This window comes from Neobacillus terrae, assembly GCF_011393025.1.
GTDB classification, from domain to species: domain Bacteria; phylum Bacillota; class Bacilli; order Bacillales; family Cytobacillaceae; genus Neobacillus_A; species Neobacillus_A terrae.
Genome location: NZ_JAAOEO010000009.1, coordinates 1 through 26,383 on the forward strand (window position 1 = coordinate 1; position 26,383 = coordinate 26,383).

Consider the following 26,383-nt stretch of genomic DNA (forward strand, 5'->3'; position numbering starts at 1 on the left):
TATGAATATAACAATCATCGTTATCAATGGGGATTAAATAAAATGACCCCGGTGCAATACCGGGGCCACCTATTAGCAGTATAGGCTCTTTTTTATCACTGTCCGAAATATGGGGTATAGTTCACTGCGAGGGGAGCTTTTTAGATTCTTACTCAGCTAAGTTAATTCCATATTCCTCAAACCAAACATGAATTTGGTATAGGTGTGCAAGAAGCTGAGGGCCTGTCATCAATTGGCCAAACCATGGCTGAGTGAAAGACGCCCCGCCAGATTCAGCAATCTCCGTTAATTTCTTATAATCAAATAACTCATGGAGCACGGAAGATTTATTTTTAAGTGCATTACTGAGCAAATCCTGCACTAGTTTTGTGTAATGAGGATTATGCGTCTTTGGATAAGGGCTTTTTTTCCGATATAATACTTCCTCTGGCAACAGTCCTTCAAAAGCCTTGCGAAGGATGCCTTTTTCCCTTGCCCCATGCATTTTCATTTCCCATGGAATATTCCAGGCATACTCTACAAGCCTGTGGTCTGCAAACGGCACACGCACTTCAAGTCCTGCACCCATGCTCATTCTGTCCTTTCGATCTAAAAGGGTAGTCATAAACCAATTCATATTTAGATAAAATATTTCCCTTCTCCTTACTTCCTCCCTGGTTTCCCCTTCCATTACAGGAGTTTCCGCAACATAAAGATTATAGTTATCGATGACATAGTCATTTAATTTCAGTTTATTTCCCCAATGTGGCTTGAGCAATTCTTGCCGCTCTGCTACAGACCGCATCCATGGGAAGCCTTCACGTGTCAAATCATCCTGCCTGTGGAACCATGGATAGCCGCCAAATATCTCATCTGCACATTCTCCTGAAAGACTTACAGTAAAGTTCTCTTTTATTTTTCGGCAAAACCAGAGAAGAGAGGAGTCTACATCAGCCATTCCCGGTAAATCTCTTACAATTACTGCTTCTTTCAAATTCTCCGCAAGTTCTTCCTGACTGATAATACAGGTATGATGCTTGGTTTCGAATTCATCTGACATTAAGTTAATCCAATAGGAATCAGCATCAGGCTGAAAGTCATTCTTTTTAAAAAAGTGCTGGTTTCCTTCGTAGTCAATCGAATAAGTATTGAGCGGCCCTTTTCCCTCTTTTTGAAAATCCCTTGCCGCAATTGCTGTTATTATGCTTGAATCGACTCCGCCTGAAAGGAAGGTACACAGAGGAACATCCGAAACAAGCTGTCTTTTCACAGCGTCGGTCACAAGGTATCTGACATTTTCTATCGTATCCTCCAGGCTGTCTGTATGCTTCCTGCTCTCAACATTCCAGTAACGCCATATCTTCAATCCGTTTCTTGAAAAAGTTAGGGCGTGGCCAGGCTTAAGCTCACGGACTCCCTGAAATACACCTGAACCAGGCGGCCTCGAAGGTCCAAGACCTAATACATCAGCAATACCTTCTCGGTTTAATGCAGGCCTTATTTCAGGATGGGCAAGAACAGCTTTCAATTCCGATCCAAAAATGAGTCCTCCAGAAACCTCCGAGAAAAATAATGGTTTAACTCCCAGCCGATCACGTGCTATGAATAGATGGTCCTTTTTTTCATCCCAGACAGCAAATGCATAGATCCCATTAAAGTGTGTTACACATTCCTCAGCCCATTCTATATAGGCTGTTAACAGTACTTCAGTATCAGAATGGCCCCTGAACGAATATCCTTTTGATAGGAGTTCTTTCCGAATATCTTCGGTATTATATAATTCACCATTATAACAAATGGTATAGGTGGCTCCCTTTCCAGCTTTCTGCATTGGCTGGCGTCCGCCTTCAGGATCTACTACAATTAGCCTTTTGTGCCCAAGGCCGACGAATCCCTCTGTCCATATATTTGTATCATCCGGACCTCTTTTTTCAAGGGTTTCTGTCATTTTTTCTAGAATATCCCGTTCCTTCTTCATCTGTTTTTTATAATTAATCCAACCTGTAATTCCGCACATAGCAATACCTCCTCCACATCGGGCGCCCAAAAATATGATTAAAAGACGTGTTCCTATACTATGCCGGCGGTGAATTCTGGTTAATTGTCCAATATACTTAGTTAAAAAAGTTATATTTTTATTATAAGATGTCTACAAAGGTAAGTGTAAGCAACACTCACGGAGGATAAGTGATGAATCGACAGCAGCGAAATAAACTTTTTGAATTCCAATCAAGGGCATACAATGAAGGTACAGTAGAATTAATTAATGACCAATGGATTTTTTTTGACAAAGAAACCGAGGAAGCAGCTCTCCTCGACGAATCCCTTCATCAAGAGATTGAGATTTTCCGCTATAATCGCTGGAATAGAGGGATTTTAATAGAGGCGGGAAAAGTCTGCCTTCAGGATGAATCCATTGTTTTACGTGATCAGGATATGGTCAGGATCAGAAAACATCTGATTTACTCACTTGACCGGCTGCTGGAAGAGCTGAATGACGAAGCCTTTATTCAGTTTGTTACCACACTTAATTCCATGGATTTTTCGATATATGACTGTTTGTATTGTTATAACCATTTATCGTTCCTGGCGGAGGAAGACAGGAAGGCCGGCGTAAATTTCATGGTCTTTGACAACCAGGAGCAAATTTGTAATGTCCAGCATCATTTCTGTTATTTTGAAAAAGTGAACGACCGCTTTGAATTTACAGTTAATACCGGGAAAAGACTCGTGATAGAAAAATTGATTTCTTAGTTTGAAGTAAAAAAAGGGACTCAGATTTTGTCTGAATCCCTTTTTACATATGAATTTCTTTAGGTGAAAAATATTTTTCAAAGTCACTGGCCATTAAGGGTTTATATAGATAAAATCCCTGGGCAAAGTGGCAATCTAATTCTTTTAGCAAATCAATTTGTTCCTTCGTTTCTACCCCTTCTGCAACCACTTTAACCGATAGTCCCTGTCCCATTGTAATAATGGCTTTAACAATAGCAATGTCGGAAGTATCCATCATTAGATTGTTAATAAAGGATCGGTCAATTTTAAGTGTATTAATCGGAAGATTTCGTAAATAGCTTAATGACGAATAGCCGGTTCCAAAATCATCAATAGATACCTTTACGCCTAAATCCTGGAGGGCTTTCATTGTTAAAATGCTGTAATCAATATTTTGCAGCGTCGCACTTTCGGTCAATTCCAAATTTAGATACTTTGGTTCAAGGCCAGCTTCCTCTAATGCCAGTTTAACATCCATTAAAAAACTGTCTTTTTGAAATTGATAGGCAGAAACATTAATGGAAATGGTTAGCTTCTCGATGCCTAATTCCTGCCACTTTTTATTTTGTATACAAGCAGTCCTTAATACCCAGTTCCCTATATCATCTATCAATCCTGTTTCTTCTGCAAGAGGAATAAATTCTCCAGGTGATACAAGCCCCAATTTCGGATGGTTCCAGCGCAGAAGCGCTTCGCTTCCATAAACCTTTCCTGATGCCAGATCAATCAGAGGCTGATAGCATAAGTAAAACTCTTCCTTTTGAAGCGCTTTCCTTAAATAGCTTTCCAGTTCAAGTCGCTTTAAAGCTTGCTCATTCATCTCTGTGGAGAAGAAGGTAATCCGGTTTCCGCCAGATTTTTTAGAGATATTAATAGCGATATCAGCATTTTTGAGTAATTCCTTCTCATCTGATCCGTCTTCGGGAAACAGGCTCGCACCTATACTTGCTGTTACAAAAAATTCTTTTTGATCAAAGTGAATGGGTTCTGATATACATCTGGTAATCTTTTTAGCAGTATTCATAACCTCATCGCTATTAACATTCTTCGTTAAAATCAGAGTAAACTTATCCCCGCTAAATCTTCCCAAATAAGCCCCGGCTGGAAATTCCTCCTGCACTCTCTCCGCTAAATCTTTTAAAATCAAATCTCCTGCATAATGGCCAAGACTGTCATTAATAATTTTGAACCTGTCTATATCTATAAACAAAACAGCAAGCTTCCGTTTTTTCTTGCTTGCTCTTTTAATTAAATCTCCGAGCTGCTCGGTGATTTTTTGCCTGTTGGGCAATCCAGTCTGAGGATCGACATAGGCAAGCTTGGCAATTTTTTCTTCACTTTTAACGATGTCAGATATATTCCTTCCTATGCCATAAATTCCAATCGCAGCCCCATCTACTTTAATTGGGATATTTTTCATTTGGAAAAGCTGAACATCGCCATTTACATCTGGAATTCTCAAATTGTAAAATTGTTCTTTCCCTTGGAGGGCTTTTAAAAAGTGGGCAGCTGCCCTGGCAGCATCCTCTTTTTTAATAAACTTCAAAGCAGATTTTCCGACCACCTCATTTTCCATATAACCAAACGTCTTTTCAAAAGATCTGTTCACGCTAGTAAAATTGCCCTTCAAATCTGTTGAATATACAAAGTCCGCATTGTTATTAAATAGAGAACGATAATATTGGCTTGATACCGACAAATGCTCATTAAGTTTTCGAGTATCATTCTCAGCTGCCTGCATTAAATGAGTAAGGATCATAATTGAATTCAAATGCTGAGGAGGCTGGTATTCAAAAAGACTGTTTTCTTTTTGAGGCAGCTCTGCAGATTCACTAAGCGCAAGGTATGAAAAGGAATATCCCGTCAGCTGAGCAGTTTTCTTTTTTTGAGAGCTAATTTCCCCGTACGAGCAAAATCCCGCAACCGGAGCAATCTGCTGAAGCATTCTCAATTCAGCCTTAACATAGTCATTCAGAAAATATTTACGTGCAGTACTGTGAAAAACAAATAATGTTTCGATCGGTTTTTTTGATAGGCGTTTCATGTTAACCAGCGATTCTTCAATAACTAATGCAATATCAGGATATGCAATGGTCAGGAGGTCACCTGTTAAAAGAGGCCTATTCATTTCCACTGCTCCGCTATCATATAATTTGGTGATGTACAGAGGGAACTTTTCTCCCTTTTTCTCTGAAATAAAAGGAAATTCTGCACCTGAACGAGGGAGACTTCTTACAAAGTCTGCTCCAAGGTAATGCTTTAATATTTGGATTGGCTTCTTGTTTTCAATCGTATATATTACGCGGCCTTCAGCTTTAGTTACAGTCAGCTTTCTTCCTATTTCCCGCCATTTAAAATCTGCTCCCGCTTCTGCTATCAAACTATCGCTTTTTAAGGCAATTGCAACAGCCCCCTGTGAAACAGAAGTATCACCATTAAAAACATAAGTTCCCTCCAGGCTCCCATTGTTTCCAGCAATGCCTCCAGTTATCAAAATGTCTGGCTTTGATGAAAAAATCCCATCCAGGAACTGCTGTGTATCTATGTCCACACTTCCTATCATGATAATCATTGCTTTGGTTTGAGGGTCTATTAGCATTTCCGAGACTCTTTTCCCCATCATAAAGCAATCAGGAAAATCTCTTTGCTCTACAATACAGGAATCAATGGAGGTTTTATCAAACCCTGTAAAGGAAATAACGATGGACTTTTCCTGAAGGCTGCTCCCAATTATTTCACCAGCTGTCGTACATCCTATAATTGTGGCCTCAGGTACTAAAAGTTTTAGCTGCTGCTGGATTGTTTTTAATTTATTTTCCTGCTCTCCTGAAAATATTTGAACCAGTAAAGCAGGAAATGTATCCAGCTGATTACGGTGGATAAAGAGCTGAAGTTTCTGATGATTTTCATATGTATAGTTAAGAGTTTTGATCAAAATATCACCATTCACCTTCAAATTACGAAACTATTCTTACTATAAAAATAACATATTTATTTCAGCAAGGATATGCAATAAATACAAAAAGCCGCCATTTCTGGCAGCTTTTAGACAATATTTTTGCTTTTGGGTCTTGCATGAGATTGCAGGTTTTTTACTGTTATATTATATCTAGAGCGAACCACCAGGAAGAGATGACCAATAAGAAAACGGCCCTCTTTACTTATGCAAACGGATGGAATCCAAGCGGCAATTTTAAACCAAGATATAAAACGAGCAGAATAGCAATTACAAACTGAATCCAGAGTACGGAAGTCCTGCGGTCTTTGGTTGTCCTCATTAGGATGAATTCCATAATCACAATGATCCATAGACCTACAGCCATTTTGAGAATATAAAGCATGGTAACAGGTATATGGTACCTCATTATCAGCTCTATGCCTGTACCAATTATAAGTAAATAGAAAACCCTTAAAATCATTTGAACGATTCTGGAGCCTTTTCGCTTGCCGCTTTTATGAAGCGACAAAGCAACGAAGAATAAAATTATTCCTAAAGCCCAAGTCGTAATATGGACGTGTGTCATCCACTTTCCTCCTATGCCAATTCTTTTTTTGATGTTCCTATCATATCACAGCATATCTCAAAAAACGAAATTTAAGGCGGCTTAAAGAGCGGCTTTTAGGATTATTTCGAGATTGTATTTCTTAAAATCCCTACACCTTCCACAGTAATTTCGATTACATCTCCACCAGAAAGGTATTTTGGCGGTTTAAAGCCTTTTCCTACTCCGGCCGGTGTCCCAGTAGCTATAATATCACCGGGCTCAAGCGTCATTCCCTTGGAAAGGACAGAAATAATCTCTTCAATAGGAAAAATAAATTTATTGGTGCTTGATTCCTGTCTGATTTCTCCATTAACCCGGGTCTGAATTTTAAGGTTTCCAGGATTCTCAAGTTCATTTTTATGTACCAGCCATGGGCCCATTGGACAGCTTGTATCAAGGCTTTTCCCTATAAAGTATTGCTTGTGTCTTTCCTGCAGATCACGTGCAGTAATATCATTAATAATGGTATAGCCGAAGACATACTCCAATGCATTTTCCCGGCTAATCCCCTGGCCCTCTTTTCCAATGACAACAGCAAGTTCACCTTCATAATCAAGCTGATTGGTAATTCCGCTGTGATTTTGTACCTCTGTATCTGGTCCAGTAACCGTAGTAGGTGCCTTTGTAAAAACCATCACATGTTCAGGTATATCCGCAGCGCTGCCCAATTCAATTGCATGGTCAGCATAGTTTTTTCCAACACAGAAAATATTCTTAGCTGGCCGTGGAATAGGTGCAAGAAGCCTGACATCACTCATTGGAATATAGAAAGAATTAACATCCTCCCAATCAATGAGACTATTTACTTTTTCCAAAAAGGAATCTCCCATCTGAATACACTCCAGCAATGTATCAGGAAATATTTTCTCCCCTGATCTGCATTGTTCTGCGGCATTTAAAGGTAAAACATTTTCACCGGTTGAGTCCAGAACCCCGACTGTTGTAATTCCTTTTATCTCAGCTGTAACAAATTTCATCCTTTTCCCTCCATTGATTAGAATGTCATATAAAGGCAGCAACCTTATACATGGCTGCTGCCTTTTATTTTATCAATTTATATAGAATGTTGAAAAAGAAACAGTATTACTTTTCAAAAACTTATGTCAATAAGGCTGGAACTTCTTTGAAGAAATCGGAGATTCCTTATAAAACATTATTTAATATAACGATTTTTCGAATAAGTAAACTTTCTCCAAACGAATTCAACAGGACCTGCATCAAACTTTTTTAACAAGTATCGGCTGAAAAGTATCTGAAAAAGAAAAATGGCTGCAGCCTGTATAGTTCCTACCCATATAGATACTTTACCGTAAAGGCCCAGACCATAGCTGTAAAAGAGGAAAGTACCTAAAATGGACTGCATTAGATAGTTAGTCAGTGACATACGGCCTGCGTGAGAAAAAATGGAAAATATTTTTTTCGTATTTTTGTTTTTCAGTAACATAAATATAGCAATAGCATAGGAAACAGAAAGAAGCGGTCCTCCAAAAACATCTTGAACAAATAATGCCTCAAAACCCCTCTTCGTAATATAAGGAAGGCATTTAATGACAAGGCCAGGGATAAAGAAAGCCCAAAATAACCGAGGCAAATGTTTTTTGTTTGGCAGTTTTCTTCCCTTTGCAATGGATGCACCGATCAGGAAAAATGGAAAAATGGATGTAAAAATTAAAAGGAGAGAAAGTCCGCTGTTGGCAGCTCCCCAGTCGTGAAATCTCTGCCAGAAAATATCCAGGAAATCCCCTCTAGAATAGTTGCTAAGGGAATAGGACGCTTGCCTGGAATTGGAACTTATACCTGAAGTATGTATAAACAGGCCAAAAATTGACAAGAAAGCATTAGGAATAAGATAAAGGAATACACCTGCTGTAAACAGGGCATTTTTTGGCAGTGTAAGAACTGAAAGTGAAAGAAAACCAACAATCGAGTAAATTAAAAGGATATCCCCATGCCAAATCAGCATCACATGCAGTGCTCCTAGCACCATTAGAAAAAGAAGCCTGCGGACAGCAATCCCTGCAAAGCTTTTTCCAAGATCAACCGTTTTTTCCCTCATTGTGGCTAAGCTATATCCAAATAGGAATGAAAATAAAGGATAAAAGCTTGCCTGAAAAAATATATCGATTACAGCATACTGGAAACGGTCGGCCGGCCGGGACCAATATTTATAGGGATCTATATATAAATATGGAGAATGAAAGGAAAGCATATTAACCAAAAGTATACCCAGAAGAGAAAATCCCCGCAAAACATCCAAATAAAGTATCCTATTTTTCGGCATTATATGTCCTCCCTTCCTTTATACATTATAGCTTAATATGAATTACAACTTAAAAAACTCAGGAAGAAATTCTTAATAACTGGAACATTCAGGCGTACTTATAGGCATTTGAATCACCTTCTAGAAAATATCACATAGCATATTTAAGAAAAGGGCATTTGCCTACTTTTTGGAGGAAATTTCTGTGTTTGGGTATTGATTTAAATTTGAAAAAAGGGTGTACTTTATGCCAGCAATTGTGGGAGTTGCACAAGTTATCTCAATCGGAAGCAGCGCCGTATTTAATATTGGGGATGTTTACAAAATTATGCCTCTTTCCAATGCAAAGACTTTCTCTGGGGCTGGCTCGTTTAATACTGGGGATTCCTTAAGGATAAGAAACGAACTGAGTTCAACCAATACATCGGACCAGGACGGTATGGATGCAGGGATTGTGCTGAACGTATAAGACTAAAAAGCGCAGGTGATACCTTTGAATTATTATATTCAACAGTCGATTCATATAAATTTTATCAAAATCGGTGGGATAACGAATTCGAGTGTCTTCCAAATTGGAAGTGCAGGTATCATTAAACCCGCTTCCAACTTATTCAATACAGGCGGCTTCACAGGGCCCGCCCCCCAGCCTGCCAAGCAGCAAGCGATAGGTCAAGGTCAGCTAATCCTGGCTCCATCTGTTCCCTTGCATGCAGGATCACGAGAAAATACCTAGTTTGATACGGAGGTGAATGGAATGTATCAGGATTTTTATGAATATATTCGTAAGCTTCACCTCTTTGTTGAATCACAGGAACAGCGTATCCGCCAACTGGAATACAGCTTAAATGAAATGCAGAAGGAAATACAGGAATTAAAGGCCAAACCGCCAATCAGTGTTGGTCGGATTGAGTATAAATTCGACCAGCTGAAGGTCGAAACACTGGAGGGTACCTTAAACATAGGGCTGAATCCATCCGATATGCAGGGAATTGAAGATTTTGCAGTAGGAAATCAAACCCTATCAACCCCTTTCTCACCTGCAGAACAAATGAGACAGACAATTGATGTTGAGGATGAAATATTAAACTATGTTGATTCTGATTCTGAAAATATTATTTCTGCCTGCGAAAAGGAATTTTCCAAGACAGTTGATTCCTCCTATTATAGTTTTATCAAGGAGGATATAAAAAAACAGCTCCCAGGCCGTATTGAACATTATTTAAATCAAATCCCGATGCAAAAACGCCAGCCCGAATATGAGGTTGAAAATAAAGATAAAATTATCCAGCAGCTAAAAATTGACATCGAAAAAGGGATTACTGCCTTCGTCCGCAATCTTCCTGATACAAGAAAGGGATGATATAAAAATGGAATACCATGTTTATAATAGAGAGTTGTGTGTAGGAACCATTAAGGTTACCGGGGTTGCAAGCTCCTCCATGATCCTGGTAGGGGATACGGAAACCATCCAATTGTCTTCCACTTTTGATACCCCTGCTGAATCGTTAATCATAGGTCCTTTTGTTCCTATTACTCCTCAGGGATAAAGCAATGCTGAGCCGATTATCTTCCGTCCAGCATCTTCGGGTTAATATTAATTCCTTTTCTTCCGTTATAGAGATTGGGGATTCAACCTTTGTTAATAGTTTTTCCAGAGCTCTTGCCGTTCAAAGGGAGGAAGAATTTTTTTATGGGTCGGAGGGTAACTATAACTATCCTGTGTTTAAAGAACCGATTCGCATTCCCCCATTAATAGAAAATGTAAGGATTAACCGCCAAAATATCAATCCTGTCATCAATGTTTCCTGCATTCGGGTTATCGGTAATGCAGCAGCATCGGTAATTCATATTGGAAGCACGTGCCATATACATCTTGAGTCAAGAATTAAACATATCCGTCAGCTTAGGGAAAGAGAAAACACACAAACTTAAAGAAAAGGGGGATTCTGATGCCTGCTATAATTGGTCCAGTGCAAATCGTTACTGTTAGCGGGGGAGTTGTTCAATTTGGCGATGCTGCTTTTATTTCCCCAAAAAGTACCGGAAAAACGTTTGCCGGTTCAGGTTCGTTAAATACCGGCGCGTTTATCATTGCAAATAACGGCTTAAGCTCAACCGGTGTTCTCGATACAAACTTGATTGACCAGCCTATTGCCGGGAATAATTAGAAAACCCGGCGCTAGCCGAGCCATTAGGCAAGGGCAGAGCCGTATTTGCGCTTATCATTCTCAAAACAAACGGTTCTTCCTCGAAAAAGCTTTGCTTTTTCTTCGTGCGGCGCAAAGTTGATGACACTTTCCTTGTCCTTTGCCTCTCACCGGCCTAAGACATTCTCGGAAAAGCTTTGCATTTTCTCCGTACGGGGTAAAGCTGATGGAACTTTCCTTGTCCTGTCAGTCGCGCGTTGAGAAATTTATACAATACATTCTGATAAGCATAATAAAGCGGAGACGCCTGAACAGGAGTCTCCGCTTTTTAACTTTTAAATATTCATGATATGTGCACCGTCAAATAGGAATAGATATCTTTCGTCCACTTTTCTTTTCCAGATTTGTTCAAGCGCTTTTGTATATAAATCTATTTGCATTTTATAACGATTTTCAATGAGAGGCCTTGCCTGTTCAAATCCTCCCTTGTAGCGCCCATGTATCGTATCAGATTTATAATCCAGTAGTACAAGTCCCAGTTCATCCTCGAATACACAATCTATAACACCTTGTACAAAAATAGACTCATTTTCTTCTTTCCAGTCCATGTATACTTCTTTGGCCGGCAAGGACATAGTAAATGGAATTTCCCGTTTAATATATTTTGCCTTATGCAGGCGGTGGCCAAGCTCAGAATTAAAAAATTGAACGATTAATTCCGGTTCGATTACCTGCAGCTGTTCATCTGTAAGAAGTTCATCCTTAACCATAGAGGAGAGCAGTTCCTGAAGGACGGGAACCGTAACAGGCTTGCTGAAGTCCACATGCTGCATGACCATATGGAGTGCCGTTCCCCGCTCAGCCGGAGTAATAGTCTTCTCCTGCATAAACCTCGGCCTATTTAAGTTAGTCTTTTTAAACTTCCTTAGTAAATCAGTTCCACTGTTTTCGTCTGCAATTTCCCGATGCCGTTTCATTTCTGAAACTGATTGCTTCGAACGGTGTGTAGCAGCGTCCTGAAAGCTATACTCCCAGGATAGCATGTTAAAAACCTGCTGCGCTTCCGTTGATTCTATCGGTACAACTTTTCCTTGCTCCACCAACTCAAGAAATGTATCCTGTTCCTCTTCTTCAAGATCTTCTCTTGAAACTAACTCTTCAGCATTTAACCTGTTGATTTTCCAAAGAGATGGATGAGCCGAGATTTCCTCCGGAATTAAATTAGTCAAATCTTCCACACAGTCCTGATGACGGAAGAGTGTTGGTCCTACCCAATCAAGATAACTGTTTGCAGATGCCCTTTCATAATCCTTTAATAGCCAATCAGGATGAGAGCTCACTGTCTTCCATTGTTCCAGCTTCTTTTCTGTATCCTTTATAGAGGCAATCATATATAACCTCTCTTTTGCACGTGTCAGGGCAACATAAAGAACACGCATTTCCTCTGCCAGCATTTCCATTCTCTTTTTCCTTTTAAAAGCTATCTGAGGAAGCGATGGATAGGAAATTCGTTTGATAGGGTCAACATACTTCGCAGCAAACCCAAAATCTTTATCTATTAAATATGACTTTCGAATATCCATTTGATTAAATTGACGGGATAAACCGGCTATAAAGACAACCGGAAACTCCAGGCCTTTGCTGCTATGAATGGTCATTAGCCGGACAACATCTTCCTGTTCACCCAATGCTCTGGCAGCACCAAGATCATCACCGCGCTCCATCATTCTTTCTATGAATCTTAAAAAGCGGAATAAGCCTCTGAAGGATGTTTCTTCATATTGGCGTGCCCTGTCATATAATGCACGAAGGTTCGCCTGCCGCTGTTTCCCTCCTGGCAGACCACCAGCGAAATCATAAAACTGTGTATCTCTATATAACTGCCAAACTAACTCGGAGAGTGAACCTTGTCTTGCCATTGCTCTCCAATTCCCAAGCATTTGAGAAAATAGGGCTAACCTGTCCTGAAGATCAGAATTTATATCAGGTGAACTGCTTCTCGTATAAGCTTCAACAGCTTCCCAATAGCTCCCTCTTTTATTGTAAATCCGGAGCTGAGCCAATTCTTCCTCGTTAAGCCCTACAATGGGGGACCTTAAAACTGAGGCAAGAGGAATATCCTGGTACGGGTTATCAATAACTCTTAACAAGGACATCATGATGGCAATTTCAGTCGCTTCAAAGTATCCGGTAGATAAGTTCGCATATATTGGAATACCCTGTTGCTTAAATTCCTCCATGATTTGAGGGGCCCATGTCATTGATCTTAGGAGGATAACAACATCTTTATACTTTAAGGGACGGTTAGTTTTTGTTTTTGCATTGAATACAGGTGTTTTATTTTCAATCAGCTCTTTTATTTTTTGAGCCATTGCTTTTGCTTCCAGCTGGGATTGTTCAAGTTCTCCTCGGTCAAACTCAGATTCATAGGCAGAGTCCTCCCCCTGTGAAGCCAAGTCTTCCCCTGCATCATTCCGCTCGATCAGCATCAATTCAACAGGAATATTTTCTTCAGGATACGGAGCACCCAGCTTTAATTCTGCTGATTCATCATATTCTATTTCTCCAACGTTTACGCCCATTATTTGTTTGAAAATATAGTTTGTTCCATCCAAAACTTCTTTTCTGCTTCGGAAATTCCGGGATAAGTCAATTCTTAATCCGGACGTATTTCCATAAGAATCAAACTTGTTGTATTTTCCGAGAAACAAGTTAGGTTCAGCAAGCCTAAAGCGGTAAATGGATTGTTTTACATCACCAACCATAAACCGGTTGCCTGGTTCATCCTGTCCTTTGGCCACTAGTTTGAGAACTGTTTCCTGCACCATATTCGTATCCTGATATTCATCAACCAAGACTTCTTTAAAATGGTTCCGATAGGAGACAGCTGCTTCCGAAGGAAGAAACTCTCCGCTATCAGTTACATTTTCGGCTAAAATGGCAAGACAATAGTGTTCCAAATCAGCGAAATCCACAAGGCCTCTTTCCCTTTTCGCTTCACTAAAACGTGAGGCAAAAGACTTTACGAGAGAGACAAGTGTTTCGATAAGAGGGAGCATTTCAGTCATATCGCGAAGGAAGCTTTCCGGCCTCCGGGTAAAAAGTTCATCCTTCAATCCATTTATAATTTTTTTGGCTTTATCCCGAAGTTTTCCTGCCTCTTCAACTAATTCCTTATTAAAATCGTCGCCGCGGCATTGCTTGGCAGTTGAAAAGGAAATCGTCTGCATTGCATTGTACAGCGTTTGCCAGGAATCCTTTTTAGCTGCAGAAAGAGTATTGATCAGCTGTAAATCATCCATATAATTCAGGGCACGCGGAGCCGGTCCGCCAGGAAGTTTAGACATTTCCAAAGCCTTTTCAATTAACTCGCTGGCATTGATAAGCTGCAGTTCTATATCATAAAGTAAGGCAGAAACAAAAGGCAGATCCTCTACTCCCTCTTCCGGACTTGTCTCATACATTTCAACAATGGATTGCAAATACTTTTCTGGAAGAGGATTGGACATTGAAAAGTCATATATAAAACGGACAATTTCCATAAGAGAAGCGTCACTGCGGTCACTTGTAAAAGCATCTACAAGCCTAAAGAAAGCATCATTGTCCTTTTTTCCATACTCCTCTTCGAAAAGTTCATCCATAACCTCATCTCTTAAAAGCTGTGCCTCCGTTTCATCAGCTATCCTGAATCCGGGATCTATGTCGATCAAATAATAATATCTGCGGATGACTTCCAGACAAAAAGAATGGAGGGTAGAAATAGACGCTTTATTTAATAGACTTAGCTGCATTCTAAGATGCCTTGATTGAGGGTCACTTTGTATTGCCTTTTCCAGTGCCTCTCCAATTCTGTGGCGCATCTCTGCCGCAGAAGCATTTGTAAAGGTTACAACCAGCAGTTCATCCACATTGACCGGGTCATCTGCCGACAGAACCTTTTGAATGATTCTTTCTACAAGGACAGCTGTTTTTCCAGATCCTGCTGCAGCTGCTACCAGGATATCCCGGTTTTTGGCCATTATTGCCTTCCATTGATCGTCTGTCCATGTTACATTATTGGGTTTTATAGGAATCTGAAGGTCAGCCATTCGTATCTGCCTCCTTTCTTATTAACTCAAGCACTTCGTCATTCGACTTTGCAGGCAGTATACGGAAGTGGTTGTCAGTGATTGATTCATCAAATTGGCAAACTGATTTAAAGGAACAAAAACTGCATGGTTTTTTATCCTTCATTTTATACGGGGCAATATCTACTATCCCGTCAATAATTTCATTTCCTGTTTTTTTATACACTTCTCTTACATAATGTCTTAAATCATCAAAGTCGTGCCTGCTGGCTACCTTTGAATACTTTTTAAGTGTTCCATCCTTTTTGATACCTGCAGCAATAATTTGCGAGTCACCGGTATCAATTGTTTTATCCATCAGCCGAAGAACCGTTTGATCTTCGAGCATTAGGCCGTTCATTTTAAATTTCTTAAGAATTTCATGTTCAATTTGATCAACAGACAGCATCTTCGCGGAATTGATCATTGGATTGTGGACATGGAAATAAAGAACTCCAGCCGGTGTTGCTTCCATGCCAACTAGATCCTTGGAATTAGCTAGTACAATATCCAAGTATGTCAGCATCTGCAAAGCCAAGCCATAATAAACTTCATTTAAATTCAAGTCTTTTTCACTAGACTTATAATCGACAACACGCAAGAACACATTTCCATCATCTTCTGCTCTATCCACACGGTCAATCCGCCCAATAAGCTCCATTTTCCGGCCATTTCGAAGAGAGAATTGAAGCGGAGGAAGTTTGCCCTGTGGACCAAAACCAAGTTCCAGACCGATTGGAGAAAACCCGCTTGCTTTAGCATGTTCGCTTAATACAAAAGAAGCCCTGGTAATGATTTGCTCCAGTTTCCTTCTGATATAGTGATTGCGTTCAGAACTCAACAAAATCTCATTTTGAAGTCTTGGTGCCAGAGATTGGACCGCCTGCTTGGCGAGCCTCTCACATTGTTCCCTTGTCAGGCTAGCCCAAGTGATATTTTGCTCATTCACCATATCGGAGATTTGTTTTAAAGCGGCATGGAACAATTCACCTATATCAGGAGCTTCAAGCCGATAAACCTGCCTGTCCCTAAGCTTCAAGCCATGCTGTACATAATGGGAAAATGGACAGCTGTTAAACAGTTCCATTCTTGACACACTTGCATGAATATCTTCTCCGTAAAGCTCTTCTGCGGAATCTTTAGAAAGCTGTACTGTTCTGTTGGTATAAAAGAGACTCGATAAAACCTTTTGTGCCCCTTCCTTCCAACGGCTATTCATATAGAAATTGTAAACATCCCACCAAAGATCAGAAATAGGATAATTACGTTTTTTCTGCTGAAGCTGAACAGTTAAATAGGAAATAGCCGTACGGGTGCTCGATACAAATGATAACTGTTCCTTTTCCGAAAGTTCTGTTGGATCCGGTGCAAAAAAGTGTTCCCCACAGCCAGGAAATAATTCTTGCATTCTATTTATATAGGATGATGGCAAAAGAGCTTTTCCTTCTGTGTTTGCCATTGGGTAAGTAACATAAAGGAGATCAGATGGGGTAACAAATGCTTTATACGCAAGAAAGCTTTCATCCAGCAGCCGAGTACGGCTCCCCGGGCCAATTTTCACACCAGATAGTTCAAGCTTCTCCCGGTCTTCATCACCCAAAATCCCACCTTCCTGAATCTTTGCAGGCAGAACTCCTTCATTTGCACCGATTACAAAAGCAACCTTAATTTCTGAAAGTCTCGATTTTTCCAGATTAGCAATCAAGACCTGGTCAATGGCAGGCGGTATAAGGGAAAATTCCATTGAGTCAATACCAGCCTCCATAATAGACGCAAACTGCTTTAATGAGACAGGTTTGTCGCCCAGTATTTCCACATATTGATCCAATAGATTAATAACCGCATTCCACACTTGGTCATGCTCACGGGATTTTACAAGATTTCCGCTGCTTTCCGCTTCATCTTTCCACTTTTCCAGTTTAGCTGGTACATCGAGTTCCTCTAGAAATAAGTAGACTGCCTCGCAAAACCTTCTCCCGCTGTCAGCCCTTTTTAGGCGTCTTGAAAGCCGAAGAATGGGGGCTGTTATCAAAAGGCGCAGCTCGTTTAGCTGCTGTTCGAATTGTTTTTCTGCATCTGTCTGTATGTTAGTTTCTAAATCAAGTCCACGGAATCTCTTATAAATCCAGCGCTCTTTTTTAGTCCATTTGTCGCCTTTAATTCCATAAGCCAATACATAGTTTTCAAGCTGATCCATTTGCTTTCGAATCCTGTTCGGATTTTCCTGAAGCGGAAATAGAAGCTCGGTTTTTACCGCGCGAAAAACAGGCTCGTAGCGCCAATTCCCATTAATTATCTCCATAGATGAACGGATGAGCTCGATCAATGGATGATTAAGCATGGTTCTTTTTTGATCAATAAAGTAAGGGATCGAGTAATCATTGAAAACCGGTTCAATGATTTCATGGTAATCCTTGCCGTTCCTGATTAGCAGGGCAATATCCTTATATCTGTAGTCCTGCTCTCTTATCAACAGGCGTATTTCCCTCGCAATCCCTTCCACTTCAGCTCTTCTGTTGGCAGCATGGCAAATATGGACGGAAGAATTAACTTCCTCAAATCGCACTGCAGGCATGGACTCAAAATGCTTCTCAAGATGCCTCAGTGAATCTGTGTTCCACCGTTTTTGCCCTCTAAGATGAACATTGGGCTCAATTTCAATTGTGTTGGCTTTAGCTAATTCATATACAGAACGATATGTCTCTCCTGACATTCGGAACATGTTAAGGTCATCGGCAAGATGACTTTCTTCTCCATCCGCCGTAACAGCCACCGTGATCCGGCTGCAATTTTTCAACAGTTCCGCAATTACATTGAGCTCCTGTGGAGTAAAGCTGTAAAAACCGTCAATATAAATTTCAGCACCCTTTAAATATTCAGATGCCGCTGCTTTTTCCGAGAGAAGGCGAAAATAATCTTCGGAATCAATATATTTGCCAAAGGTGGCTTCCTCAAAGTGTTTATAAATAACTTCAAGGTCATGCAATTTATCCTGAAGTGATTTTCCCATCCCAATGCCGGTTAATTCCTCCGGCTTGACGCAATATCTTTTAAATTCAATTATCATTTGTTCAACCTGGTCTATGAAGCCATTTTTATCAGCTGCTCTTTGGAACAGTTTTAAATTTTCCTTCTGGTCCTCAATAATCTTTCGGATTAACATACTGAGTCCCACACTGTCCAGATGATACCTGCTAAAGCCGCCTGTTTCCTGAAGAATTCTCCAGGCAAGACGCGAAAAGCTATAGACCTGTGCCCGTATCATTCCGCCTAAATCTTTGTCTGTAGCGAGGCGATATTCAGATAAAAAGGTCATCTGTTCAGGAACCAGATAAATAATAGGGGTCCCCTCCGGATTTACCAGAAGCCTTTCTTTTATCTCATTCAGGCATAAAGCCGTTTTACCGCTGCCGGAACGCCCTATTAATAATCTTAGCGACATATATTTTCCCCGCTTCCTGTTAAATCATCATCAATTCTATTAATCTATTTTACCACAAAAGGGGCACAAATGTTTGTATTAGTGACCTCCAGATTCAGGAAAGAATAGCGCAAGTATCTATAGTTAAACAAGAACATTTCGCCTTTAGCAGAGGGCAAATTTCACATACAGATTCTATTTCCTCTAGGCTATAACTTCAGGCTTTTTCTGCAACCTGAATAATAGCGGAATGTACGTTTCGGCTAACCTGTCCAAATATACCTTTTGCCCTAAAAAATAAATTTCGAGCTTCACCCATTTACAATCCTCCCCACTTTTTCTTATTAATTACAGAATAACAAAAGAACCTACAAATAGTGAGTTCTACAGCCTTTTTCTATTACAATAATAAAGCTGAACAGTCCGACGCTTTCCGCGGGCGGGGCCGAGCCGCTTCCTTCGCTCCTATCAAGTTACATAATTTACTAAATTCTTACAATATACAAAGTAAGACTCTCTGAGGTGGTAGAACAATGATGACTAGAAACAAGATGAAATGAACGGAAACAGTTAGAAATGCAGACCATTAATACATTAGTTCTGTAGATCATTTAGTACGAAAGCTTGAGAAGGCTAATGATTTTTCTTTTATTTATCCAATGGTGAAAAGTAAATATTCCAAAACGTACGTACAATTATTGATCAGTGGTTTTATTTAAGATGACACAGCGACTGATGAAAAAGGATTCATTTTTAGGTACTATTGTGACGCCTGGAAATGTACATGATCTTCATATTTTACAACCACTTATTGAGAAGATGATGCAAAAGTACAGAAGCCACTAACTGTTACAGCCTATGCAGCATATAAAACTTCTGGAATACGAACTTTCTATTTGCAATCTGTCCATTTCTATCACAATGAACAGAAAGCAAAAATCATCAATACCTCATTCAACGAGTTGATTGGAGCGGAAGGCACTTGACTCCTGGGGGATCAGCGTAACAGGCGAGACCCCGCAGGAGCTAGCGACGAGGAGGCTCGGCGAACGCCCCCCCGGAAAGCAAGCGCCTAGAGCGGAGATCAACCTTTTTTCCTACATTAAGATCAATAAAGTGACAAAAGGTCTCGAGAAAGGGTACACTCGAGACCTTTTGTCTACAATCTGAAGAGCTCACAAATAGTGAGTTCTATTAAAAGGAGGTTGCTACTTCATTTATAGGCCAGTATCGCAAATTAACTTTACCCACAACCTTGCTGGCTGAAATAAAACCAAAATGGCGGCTGTCCCAGCTCCCTAGACGATTGTCGCCAAGTACAAACAACTTTCCTTTAGGAACTTTAACTCTTCCGGTAATTTCTTTTAGAGTAAAGTTTCCTGTCAGTCGGCTCCCAGGATTTTTTTTTCGGTAAACATCCAAAAAAGGTTCAGCATACTTATGGCCATTTATATATAGATGATCATCTCTGTACTCAATTCTGTCTCCCGGCAATCCAATAATTCTTTTAACAAAGTCTTCTTTTGGATTGGCATGGAACACTATCACATCAAACCTATGTAAATCTCCTGTTTCAAAACCAAGTTTATTGACCACCAGTTTATTTCCTTCTTGAAGGGTTGGCATCATGGACCGGCCTTCTACTACATAATTGGAGAAGAAAAAAGATTTGATAAAAACAAAAACAAGCACACCAATAGCTAATGCCTTAACCCATTCAAAGCCTTCTTTTTTCCAAACCTCTTTCATGTACCGCCCTCCGCCTATTTAGAATTCCCTTCAGTCCCCTTCACTTTGGTCTTATTCAATTGTACTTCCACCTTTTTACCTGCATACCAAAGAATAAAAATAGCTAAAAAACAAGAACCGTCCGTTCAGGCTTAGTAAAAAATGAATGTAGATTATGCCCAATAAAACTAACTGAAAAAATCATAACGACCTTACCTGCCAGTACAGCCAGCATATACCTCGCTATACTAACCTTTGAAAGCCCGGCTACAATGTTTACCACAGCTGAAGGGGTAAACGGAAAGCACAGAAGAAGAAAAATCGGACCAAATCCATGATGATCCAGCCAACCCATTAATTATTTTTCAACTTTTGATTGCTTCTGAAGAAAGGACAGCGTTTTCTTTTGTCCAAACCTTCTTGCCAGCAGAAATATAATTAATGCTCCTGCGCAGGCACCTATCCATGAATAGAAAAATCCAGCCCATAACCCAAAGGCGATGGCATTAACCACCACAAATAAGAATAATGGGAGGAAAGGCAGAAATGCTTCTGCCTATGTCAGCATGATGCAAAAAAAGGGGCCGAGGGACCGATATTTGCGAATAAAATTCATTATATGATCTATTTCAAACAGTCATTCAAAATAGCTTCAAATTCCATCTGTCATCCCCTACAATTGTTGCCAAAAATATTTTTATAAATACTTTTAATTTGATATAAATTGGTGAAGTGCTTCCTTATTTTTTTCAACGTCTATTTTTAAGACAGCTCCTTCGCCACTAATCCTTGGCTCGGTGAAACTGTTATCGACAGGAATTCGGAGTGTTGGGATATTTTCTTTACCTTGAGTAAAATAATTTTTTGCCATAAATAAAATATCAGTCGATTGCATGTTGGTATTGATATATGGTGAAATAATACCAATTAACTTTGGCAGTTTTGGAATAACTGTAAAGCTAGTCATTTGCTCTCCTAGTTTCTGGATAACCTCCTGCTGACGCTGTACCCTGCCAAAGTCGCCAATACGGTCATGACGGAAGCGGACATAACTTAGCAAATGCCTTCCATCAAGTTTTTGCAGTCCCGGTTCGAGCGGAGGATCCACATATGCTGCCATTTTTTTCTCTACGTTAATTTCAACACCATTTGGAAAAGCTTCATCGATTACTTGTACGAAGCCTTCAAAATCAAGGATTGCATAGTATTGCAGGTCTATATCAAAATTTTCTTTAATTGTCTGCCTCATTAATTCTGGTCCGCCTGATGCAAATGCAGAATTAATCTTATGCTTCCCATATCCAGGAATCTCGACATAGGAATCCCTCATGATAGAGGTTAATTTGTATGTCCCTTTGTCCTGATTATAAGAAGCAATCATAATGGTATCAGACCTGGATCTTTCTTTACCTCGGGCGTCGCTCCCCATTAATAAAATATTTGTATTTCCATATTGGTCTTTTTGCCCTTCAAACTTATAGGTCTCCAGCTTAGTGGTGCCTCCAATTTTCTTCATCGATTGGTTTATTCCTTGTTTATATTGATAATAAGCATAAGCCAATACACACCCAATAATTAGCAGCAAAAGCAGTAAGATAACTTTCCAGGCTTTTCTCTTCTTTTTTCCCTTATTCTCATGCCGTTCAGATCTCATGTTTTTAGTCCTTCCATCATCTTTTTTCTTATTTTGACTCCCTTTATCTAAAAAAAAGCTCTTTTCGTAAACTTTGTTGTTGATAATAGTAAAAATAGACTCGCTTTCCGCGGGCAATCAAGCTTCTGCCTGTAAATACTTCATGATAAACATCTTTGTGCAACTACTTGCAGCTTTGCGACGAACTGAAGGCGAGCTTCTTTGAATATACTATGGCGCAGGAGCACGCCTCCTCGCCTAGCTTGCTTTTCCCGCAGGATGTTGAATTGGCACCTTGGAGTTAACCTACGCACGAAGGAAATGCGAATGCATTTCCGAGGAGTCTCGCCTATTTTTTCTCACAGCTCCTTCAAATAGCAACAATCTCTTAGAAAAGAGCAAAAAAAAGTTTGTGCTAATCGTATTTTCTCCAGTGAATTTCCTTCTATCAAAACTTTCTCATACCTGCATCTGTTTTGACAAGAAAAACCCGCAAACAATTAAGACTTTGCGGGCAATTTTATTATTAAATTTTTGTGACTGCCTATGCTTCAACAGCAAGGTATAAAAAAGGAATCTGACTTACTATGCAGCAAAATGGCTTCCACAATGATGGAAAAACAAAAATCGTAACAAGTTATGGCCTCTAATTATAAAAAATCAAACCTATAATCGAGACTGTGATGGAACTTGCTCCCAGCAAGAATGCAAAAAAGGCTGCTTTACTGGCGAAGCTTTTTTTAAAATCGATTATTAACTCATCTTCATTCAATAAAGCTTCGGCTCGCTCCATCGCATTTGACTTTGGAGTGATAAAAGAACCTATTGTTCTAAAGCCTTGAAAAAACAATGTTAAAAAACCGCTTTTAAAAATAACCATGCAAGCCCCTGCCATTAAGGCTGCAATACCTACCAGAAAGGATTGGTTGATCCATTCCAATAGAGTAACATATCCTGCTGCTTTTATATAAAACCAGAAAATAAGTAATAGGAGAAAACAAACGACCTTTTTTATAATCATATTCCCCTCCCTCAATTATGATTTAATGAGGAGTATTTTTTAATAAATGCGATTTTAAATAAGCCTTGTTTAAGTCCATTCATTAAAAAGAAAGCAGGTGCTCTATAAGTAGCGCCTGCCTTATTCTTTTAAAGCCGATTAATCAGATACCTTTTTAGTCCATTTAAGGTTAGGATAACGATTCATCGGGTAAACGACACCATTAAATTTTGATGAAGTAAGATACGTATTTGTATAGTGGTATACTGGCATAAACGGCAAATCTTCCATTAATATTTTTTCTGCTTCATGCTCTAATTGGAAGTGCTTGGCTGGATCCTGTTCCGCTTTCGCCTGTGCAATCAGACTGTCATATTTAGGATTAACCCATTGTGTACGGTTGTTAGGGCTATCTCCCAAATAATAGTCAAGAATAACGGCAGGATCAAGTAATACTCCAATCCATCCCATTCGAGCCATTTGGAAGTTGTGCTGTTTGGTTGTATCAAGGTAAGTTTTCCATTCCTGGTTTGCCAGCTTAATGTTAACACCCAAATTTTTCTTTATCATTTCTTGAACAGCTTCAGAAATCTTTTTGTTACTCTCCAAAGTATTATACAAAAGCGTTACCTGTGGAAGTTCTTTCCAGCCTTCTTCAGCCATACCTTCCTCAAGTAATTTTTTAGCTTCCTTTGGATCTTCCTTGATCATTTTTCCTCCATCCTTACGGAAATCTCCATCCTTTGTTTTTACACCAGGAGGAACGAATGCATATGCCGGGGTTTCACCAGCTTTTGTAACATTCTTGGTAATTGCTTCACGGTCGATTGCCATTGCAAAGGCACGTCGGATTTTAGCATTGGTGAATGGCTCCTTTTTAACATTGAACATATACATATATGTTCCAAAATAAGGAGTATTTTTGAATTCTTTATTTGATTTTTCCTGAGCAACAACATCTGATGGCAGGGTTTGAATTAAATCAAGCTCGTTTGTTTTATACATTTGATAATAGGTTGTTGCATCATTTACCATTTTCCAGGTAATTTTATTCAAACTAACATCTTTATTACCCCAGTAATTTTCGTTCTTTTCTGCTACAACCTGGCTGTCATGCTTCCATTCTGTTAACTTAAAAGGTCCATTACTCACGTATCCGTCAGTGTTTGCAGCCCAGTTTTTATTTCCTTCAACCAGTTCCTTTTTTACTGGATAAAAGGTCCACATTGTTAAAAGTTCCTTGAAATAGCCTAGAGGATTTGTAAGTTCTACAACTAAAGTTTTGTCGTCCTTGGCAGTAATCCCCACATTTTCAACTGGCCCTTTTCCTTTGTTATACTCCTCTGCACCTTTAATATAGTAAAGATAAAACGCAAAGGCGCTTCCTGTTTGTGGATTTAATACGCGCTTCCATTCGAATTCAAAATCTTTTGCTGTTACTGGAGATCCATCAGACCATTTGGCATCGTCTTTAATGGTAAATGTATAAGTTTTTCCATCTGCAGAGGTTTGAACGTCCTTTGCAACACCTTCTACAGGCTTGCCATCTTTATCCTTTGTATATAATCCTTCAAAAGTATGGTCTATAATCCATCCAGAGGTCGTATCGGTTGCGAGTGCAGGATCAAGAGATGGCGGTTCACTCATCGCGTTTACTGTAATTTCCTGCTTTACCCCTTTAGTGTTTCCATTTGAAGAACTTGAGGATGCTTTTTTATCCCCACTGCTGCTGCAACCTGCTAACGAAGAGCTTAATAAAAGAACTACAGCTAAAATCCAAGTCCATTTTTTCACTATTTAACTTCCTCCTTTTAATCTATTAATTATATAGATGGCATGCTGTCCAGTGATTTGGCTTCACTTCTTTCCAGGCAGGAACAACCTCGGCGCATATGGACATTGCATGCGGGCATCTTGTACGGAACCTGCAGCCGCTTGGCGGATTTACCGGGCTTGGCGGATCTCCAGCCAAAACTATTCTTTCCCTTTTAGCTGCCTTTGGGTTGGCAACTGGTATCGCAGATAAAAGAGCCTGTGTATACGGGTGAAGAGGCTCTGCGAACAGGTCGTAACTGTTGGCAAGCTCCATCATCTTGCCAAGGTACATTACTCCAATTCGATCGCTGATATGCTTGACCATACCAAGGTCATGGGCAATAAACAAATAGGTTAGTTCTTCCTGCTTTTTAAGGTCTTCCATTAAGTTGATGACTTGAGCCTGAATGGAGACGTCAAGTGCTGATATAGGTTCGTCTGCTACGATAAATTTCGGATTTACAGCAAGAGCACGTGCAATACCGATCCTCTGCCGCTGCCCGCCGCTGAATTCGTGAGGATATCTTCTAGCATGCTCTGGACGAAGACCTACACGGTCAAGCAGTTCAAATATACGGTCTTGCCTGGCCTTTCCTTTTGCAAGGTTATGAGCATCAATTCCCTCTGCAATAATGTCGCCTACACGCATCCTCGGATTTAGTGAAGCGTATGGATCCTGGAAAATGATTTGCATTTCACGATTTACATTGATTTTTGACTTTTTATCAAGGGTCTCAACATCTACTCCATTGTAAATAATCCTGCCGGCAGTTGGGCTTTGAAGTCCTACTATTGTTTTGCCGAGTGTAGACTTACCGCTGCCGCTCTCTCCTACAAGGCCAAATGTTTCACCTTTTTTAATTTCAATGGAAATATCATCAACCGATTTAACAGTTTGGTCTTTTTTGATTTTAAAATATTTCTTCATACCTTCTACCTGAAGAAGAGCTTCACTCACTGCTTTTCCCTCCCTGCTGCAACCTCGTTCTCGACCTTTGGAGCTCGCGGATCATTAAGCCAGCACCTTGAATGGTGTCCCTCACCAATTTCAAAAGCAGGAGGCATTTCACTTAAACAAATTTCCATAGCATATTTGCATCTTGGTGCGAAAGGACAACCCTTGGGCGGGGAAAATAAATCGGGCGGTGATCCCTCAATTGGAACCAGCCGGGATTTATGTGCTGCATTTGTATCAGGGATGGACTCCATTAAACCCCATGTATATGGATGTCTTGGATTTTCAAAAAGTTCGTTTACACGTCCGCTTTCTACCATCATTCCTGCATACATAACGATGACCCGCTCGGCTGTTTCCGCGACCACCCCCAAATCATGGGTTATTAAGATAATCGCAGTATTGGTTTTTTCCTTTAAGTCTTTCATTAAATCCAGCACTTGGGCCTGAATGGTTACGTCCAATGCTGTTGTAGGTTCATCGGCAATTAGTAATTCTGGATTGCATGAAAGAGCGATCGCTATCATTGCCCTTTGTCTCATTCCTCCGCTGAATTCATGTGGATATTGGTTATAACGTTCCTCTGCGTTTGGAATCCCAACAAGGCGAATCATCTCCACTGCCCTGCGTCTCGCTTCCGTTTTAGAGAGCTTCTGGTGTACGATGAGCCCTTCTTCAATCTGCTTTCCTATCCTCATTGTCGGATTAAGAGATGTCATTGGATCCTGAAAAACCATACTTATCTTTGAACCTTTTATTTTCTGCATTTCTCTTTTTGATAGTTTTAAAAGGTCTTTATTTTGAAAAAGGATTTCTCCGTTTTTTACTTTTCCAGGCGGTGTTGGAATAAGGCCCATTATTGTTTGTACTGTTACGCTTTTTCCGCTTCCGCTTTCCCCTACAATTGCGACTATTTCTCCCTTATCAACATGGAAGGAAACATTGCGAACTGCTTGGACTTCGCCGCCAAAGGTTTTAAAGCTCACTTCTAAATTCTTCACTTCAAGTAAATTAGTCAC

General features: G+C 39.9%; 20 protein-coding genes and 2 pseudogenes. 8 read left to right on the forward strand and 14 right to left on the reverse strand.

Annotation, left to right across the window (positions count from 1 at the left end; translation table 11 throughout):
* Positions 1-148: 148 nt before the first annotated feature.
* Positions 149-1,996, reverse strand: coding sequence for an asparagine synthase (glutamine-hydrolyzing) (gene asnB, locus G8761_RS13990; protein ID WP_166027697.1), 1,848 nt, complete (start codon positions 1,994-1,996; stop codon positions 149-151).
* 173 nt (positions 1,997-2,169) lie between these two features.
* Between asnB and G8761_RS13995 the strand changes: the two genes are divergently transcribed.
* Positions 2,170-2,733 (forward strand): DUF2777 domain-containing protein, encoded by a 564-nt coding sequence (locus G8761_RS13995; RefSeq protein WP_166027699.1) that lies wholly within the window; start codon positions 2,170-2,172, stop codon positions 2,731-2,733.
* Positions 2,734-2,776: 43 nt separating this feature from the next.
* Here G8761_RS13995 and G8761_RS14000 read toward each other — a convergent pair whose 3' ends face one another.
* The 4 genes from G8761_RS14000 to G8761_RS14015 form a co-directional block, all read right to left on the reverse strand.
* Positions 2,777-5,689 carry a bifunctional diguanylate cyclase/phosphodiesterase gene (locus tag G8761_RS14000; protein ID WP_166027701.1) on the reverse strand — a complete coding sequence of 971 codons (2,913 nt, stop codon included), beginning with the start codon at positions 5,687-5,689 and terminating at the stop codon, positions 2,777-2,779.
* A 226-nt stretch (positions 5,690-5,915) separates the two neighbouring features.
* Positions 5,916-6,278 (reverse strand): YisL family protein, encoded by a 363-nt coding sequence (locus tag G8761_RS14005; RefSeq protein ID WP_166027703.1) that lies wholly within the window; start codon positions 6,276-6,278, stop codon positions 5,916-5,918.
* Between the two features lie 101 nt (positions 6,279-6,379).
* On the reverse strand, positions 6,380-7,276 hold the full coding sequence (locus tag G8761_RS14010) for a fumarylacetoacetate hydrolase family protein (RefSeq protein WP_166027705.1): 897 nt from the start codon (positions 7,274-7,276) through the stop codon (positions 6,380-6,382).
* A 176-nt stretch (positions 7,277-7,452) separates the two neighbouring features.
* Entirely contained in the window at positions 7,453-8,580 is a 1,128-nt protein-coding gene (locus G8761_RS14015; RefSeq protein WP_166027707.1) for a DUF418 domain-containing protein, read from the reverse strand.
* A 226-nt stretch (positions 8,581-8,806) separates the two neighbouring features.
* On the opposite strand from G8761_RS14015, the gene G8761_RS14020 reads away from it, so the two are divergent.
* From G8761_RS14020 to G8761_RS14045, 6 genes are read left to right on the forward strand one after another with little or no spacing between them, the layout of a single operon-like run.
* Entirely contained in the window at positions 8,807-9,028 is a 222-nt protein-coding gene (locus G8761_RS14020; protein ID WP_027322724.1) for a spore germination protein, read from the forward strand.
* A 24-nt stretch (positions 9,029-9,052) separates the two neighbouring features.
* Positions 9,053-9,292: a spore germination protein GerPB gene (locus tag G8761_RS14025; protein ID WP_166027709.1), complete on the forward strand. Its 240-nt coding sequence runs from the start codon at positions 9,053-9,055 to the stop codon at positions 9,290-9,292.
* 21 nt (positions 9,293-9,313) lie between these two features.
* The gene (gerPC, locus tag G8761_RS14030; protein ID WP_166027711.1) at positions 9,314-9,919 is read left to right on the forward strand and encodes a spore germination protein GerPC; all 606 of its coding nucleotides are present in this window, start codon (positions 9,314-9,316) and stop codon (positions 9,917-9,919) included.
* A gap of 7 nt (positions 9,920-9,926) precedes the next feature.
* Positions 9,927-10,106: a lipocalin/fatty acid-binding family protein gene (locus G8761_RS14035; RefSeq protein ID WP_027322721.1), complete on the forward strand. Its 180-nt coding sequence runs from the start codon at positions 9,927-9,929 to the stop codon at positions 10,104-10,106.
* Between the two features lie 4 nt (positions 10,107-10,110).
* Positions 10,111-10,491, forward strand: coding sequence for a spore germination protein GerPE (locus tag G8761_RS14040; RefSeq protein WP_027322720.1), 381 nt, complete (start codon positions 10,111-10,113; stop codon positions 10,489-10,491).
* Positions 10,492-10,508: 17 nt separating this feature from the next.
* A complete protein-coding gene (locus tag G8761_RS14045) occupies positions 10,509-10,727 on the forward strand; it encodes a spore germination protein (protein WP_027322719.1) in 219 nt (72 codons plus the stop codon).
* 314 nt (positions 10,728-11,041) lie between these two features.
* Here the strand turns inward: G8761_RS14045 and addA are convergent, their stop codons facing one another.
* Together addA and addB are read right to left on the reverse strand one after the other, a co-directional pair.
* Positions 11,042-14,794: a helicase-exonuclease AddAB subunit AddA gene (gene addA / locus G8761_RS14050; RefSeq protein ID WP_166027713.1), complete on the reverse strand. Its 3,753-nt coding sequence runs from the start codon at positions 14,792-14,794 to the stop codon at positions 11,042-11,044.
* Positions 14,787-18,254, reverse strand: a complete 3,468-nt coding sequence (gene addB / locus G8761_RS14055) for a helicase-exonuclease AddAB subunit AddB (RefSeq protein WP_166027715.1) — start codon at positions 18,252-18,254, stop codon at positions 14,787-14,789. The genes addA and addB overlap by 8 nt, the downstream gene beginning before the upstream one ends.
* A 707-nt stretch (positions 18,255-18,961) precedes the next feature.
* Here addB and G8761_RS14060 point away from each other — a divergent pair.
* Positions 18,962-19,138: pseudogene (locus G8761_RS14060) on the forward strand (IS5/IS1182 family transposase); the annotation flags it as partial.
* Positions 19,139-19,427: 289 nt separating this feature from the next.
* Here G8761_RS14060 and lepB read toward each other — a convergent pair.
* From lepB to G8761_RS14095, 7 genes and pseudogenes are all read right to left on the reverse strand, one after another.
* Positions 19,428-19,982 carry a signal peptidase I gene (gene lepB, locus G8761_RS14065; protein ID WP_166027717.1) on the reverse strand — a complete coding sequence of 185 codons (555 nt, stop codon included), beginning with the start codon at positions 19,980-19,982 and terminating at the stop codon, positions 19,428-19,430.
* A gap of 103 nt (positions 19,983-20,085) precedes the next feature.
* Positions 20,086-20,478, reverse strand: a pseudogene (locus tag G8761_RS14070) (TVP38/TMEM64 family protein).
* Positions 20,479-20,670: 192 nt separating this feature from the next.
* Positions 20,671-21,615, reverse strand: a complete 945-nt coding sequence (locus G8761_RS14075; RefSeq protein ID WP_166027719.1) for an LCP family protein — start codon at positions 21,613-21,615, stop codon at positions 20,671-20,673.
* Between the two features lie 625 nt (positions 21,616-22,240).
* Complete coding sequence (locus G8761_RS14080) at positions 22,241-22,615, reverse strand: DUF3899 domain-containing protein (protein ID WP_166027721.1); 375 nt, start codon at positions 22,613-22,615, stop codon at positions 22,241-22,243.
* 138 nt (positions 22,616-22,753) lie between these two features.
* On the reverse strand, positions 22,754-24,388 hold the full coding sequence (locus G8761_RS14085) for an ABC transporter substrate-binding protein (protein WP_166027723.1): 1,635 nt from the start codon (positions 24,386-24,388) through the stop codon (positions 22,754-22,756).
* 25 nt (positions 24,389-24,413) lie between these two features.
* Positions 24,414-25,367, reverse strand: a complete 954-nt coding sequence (locus tag G8761_RS14090; RefSeq protein WP_166027725.1) for an oligopeptide/dipeptide ABC transporter ATP-binding protein — start codon at positions 25,365-25,367, stop codon at positions 24,414-24,416.
* A complete protein-coding gene (locus G8761_RS14095; RefSeq protein WP_166027727.1) occupies positions 25,364-26,383 on the reverse strand; it encodes an oligopeptide/dipeptide ABC transporter ATP-binding protein in 1,020 nt (339 codons plus the stop codon). The genes G8761_RS14090 and G8761_RS14095 overlap by 4 nt, the downstream gene beginning before the upstream one ends.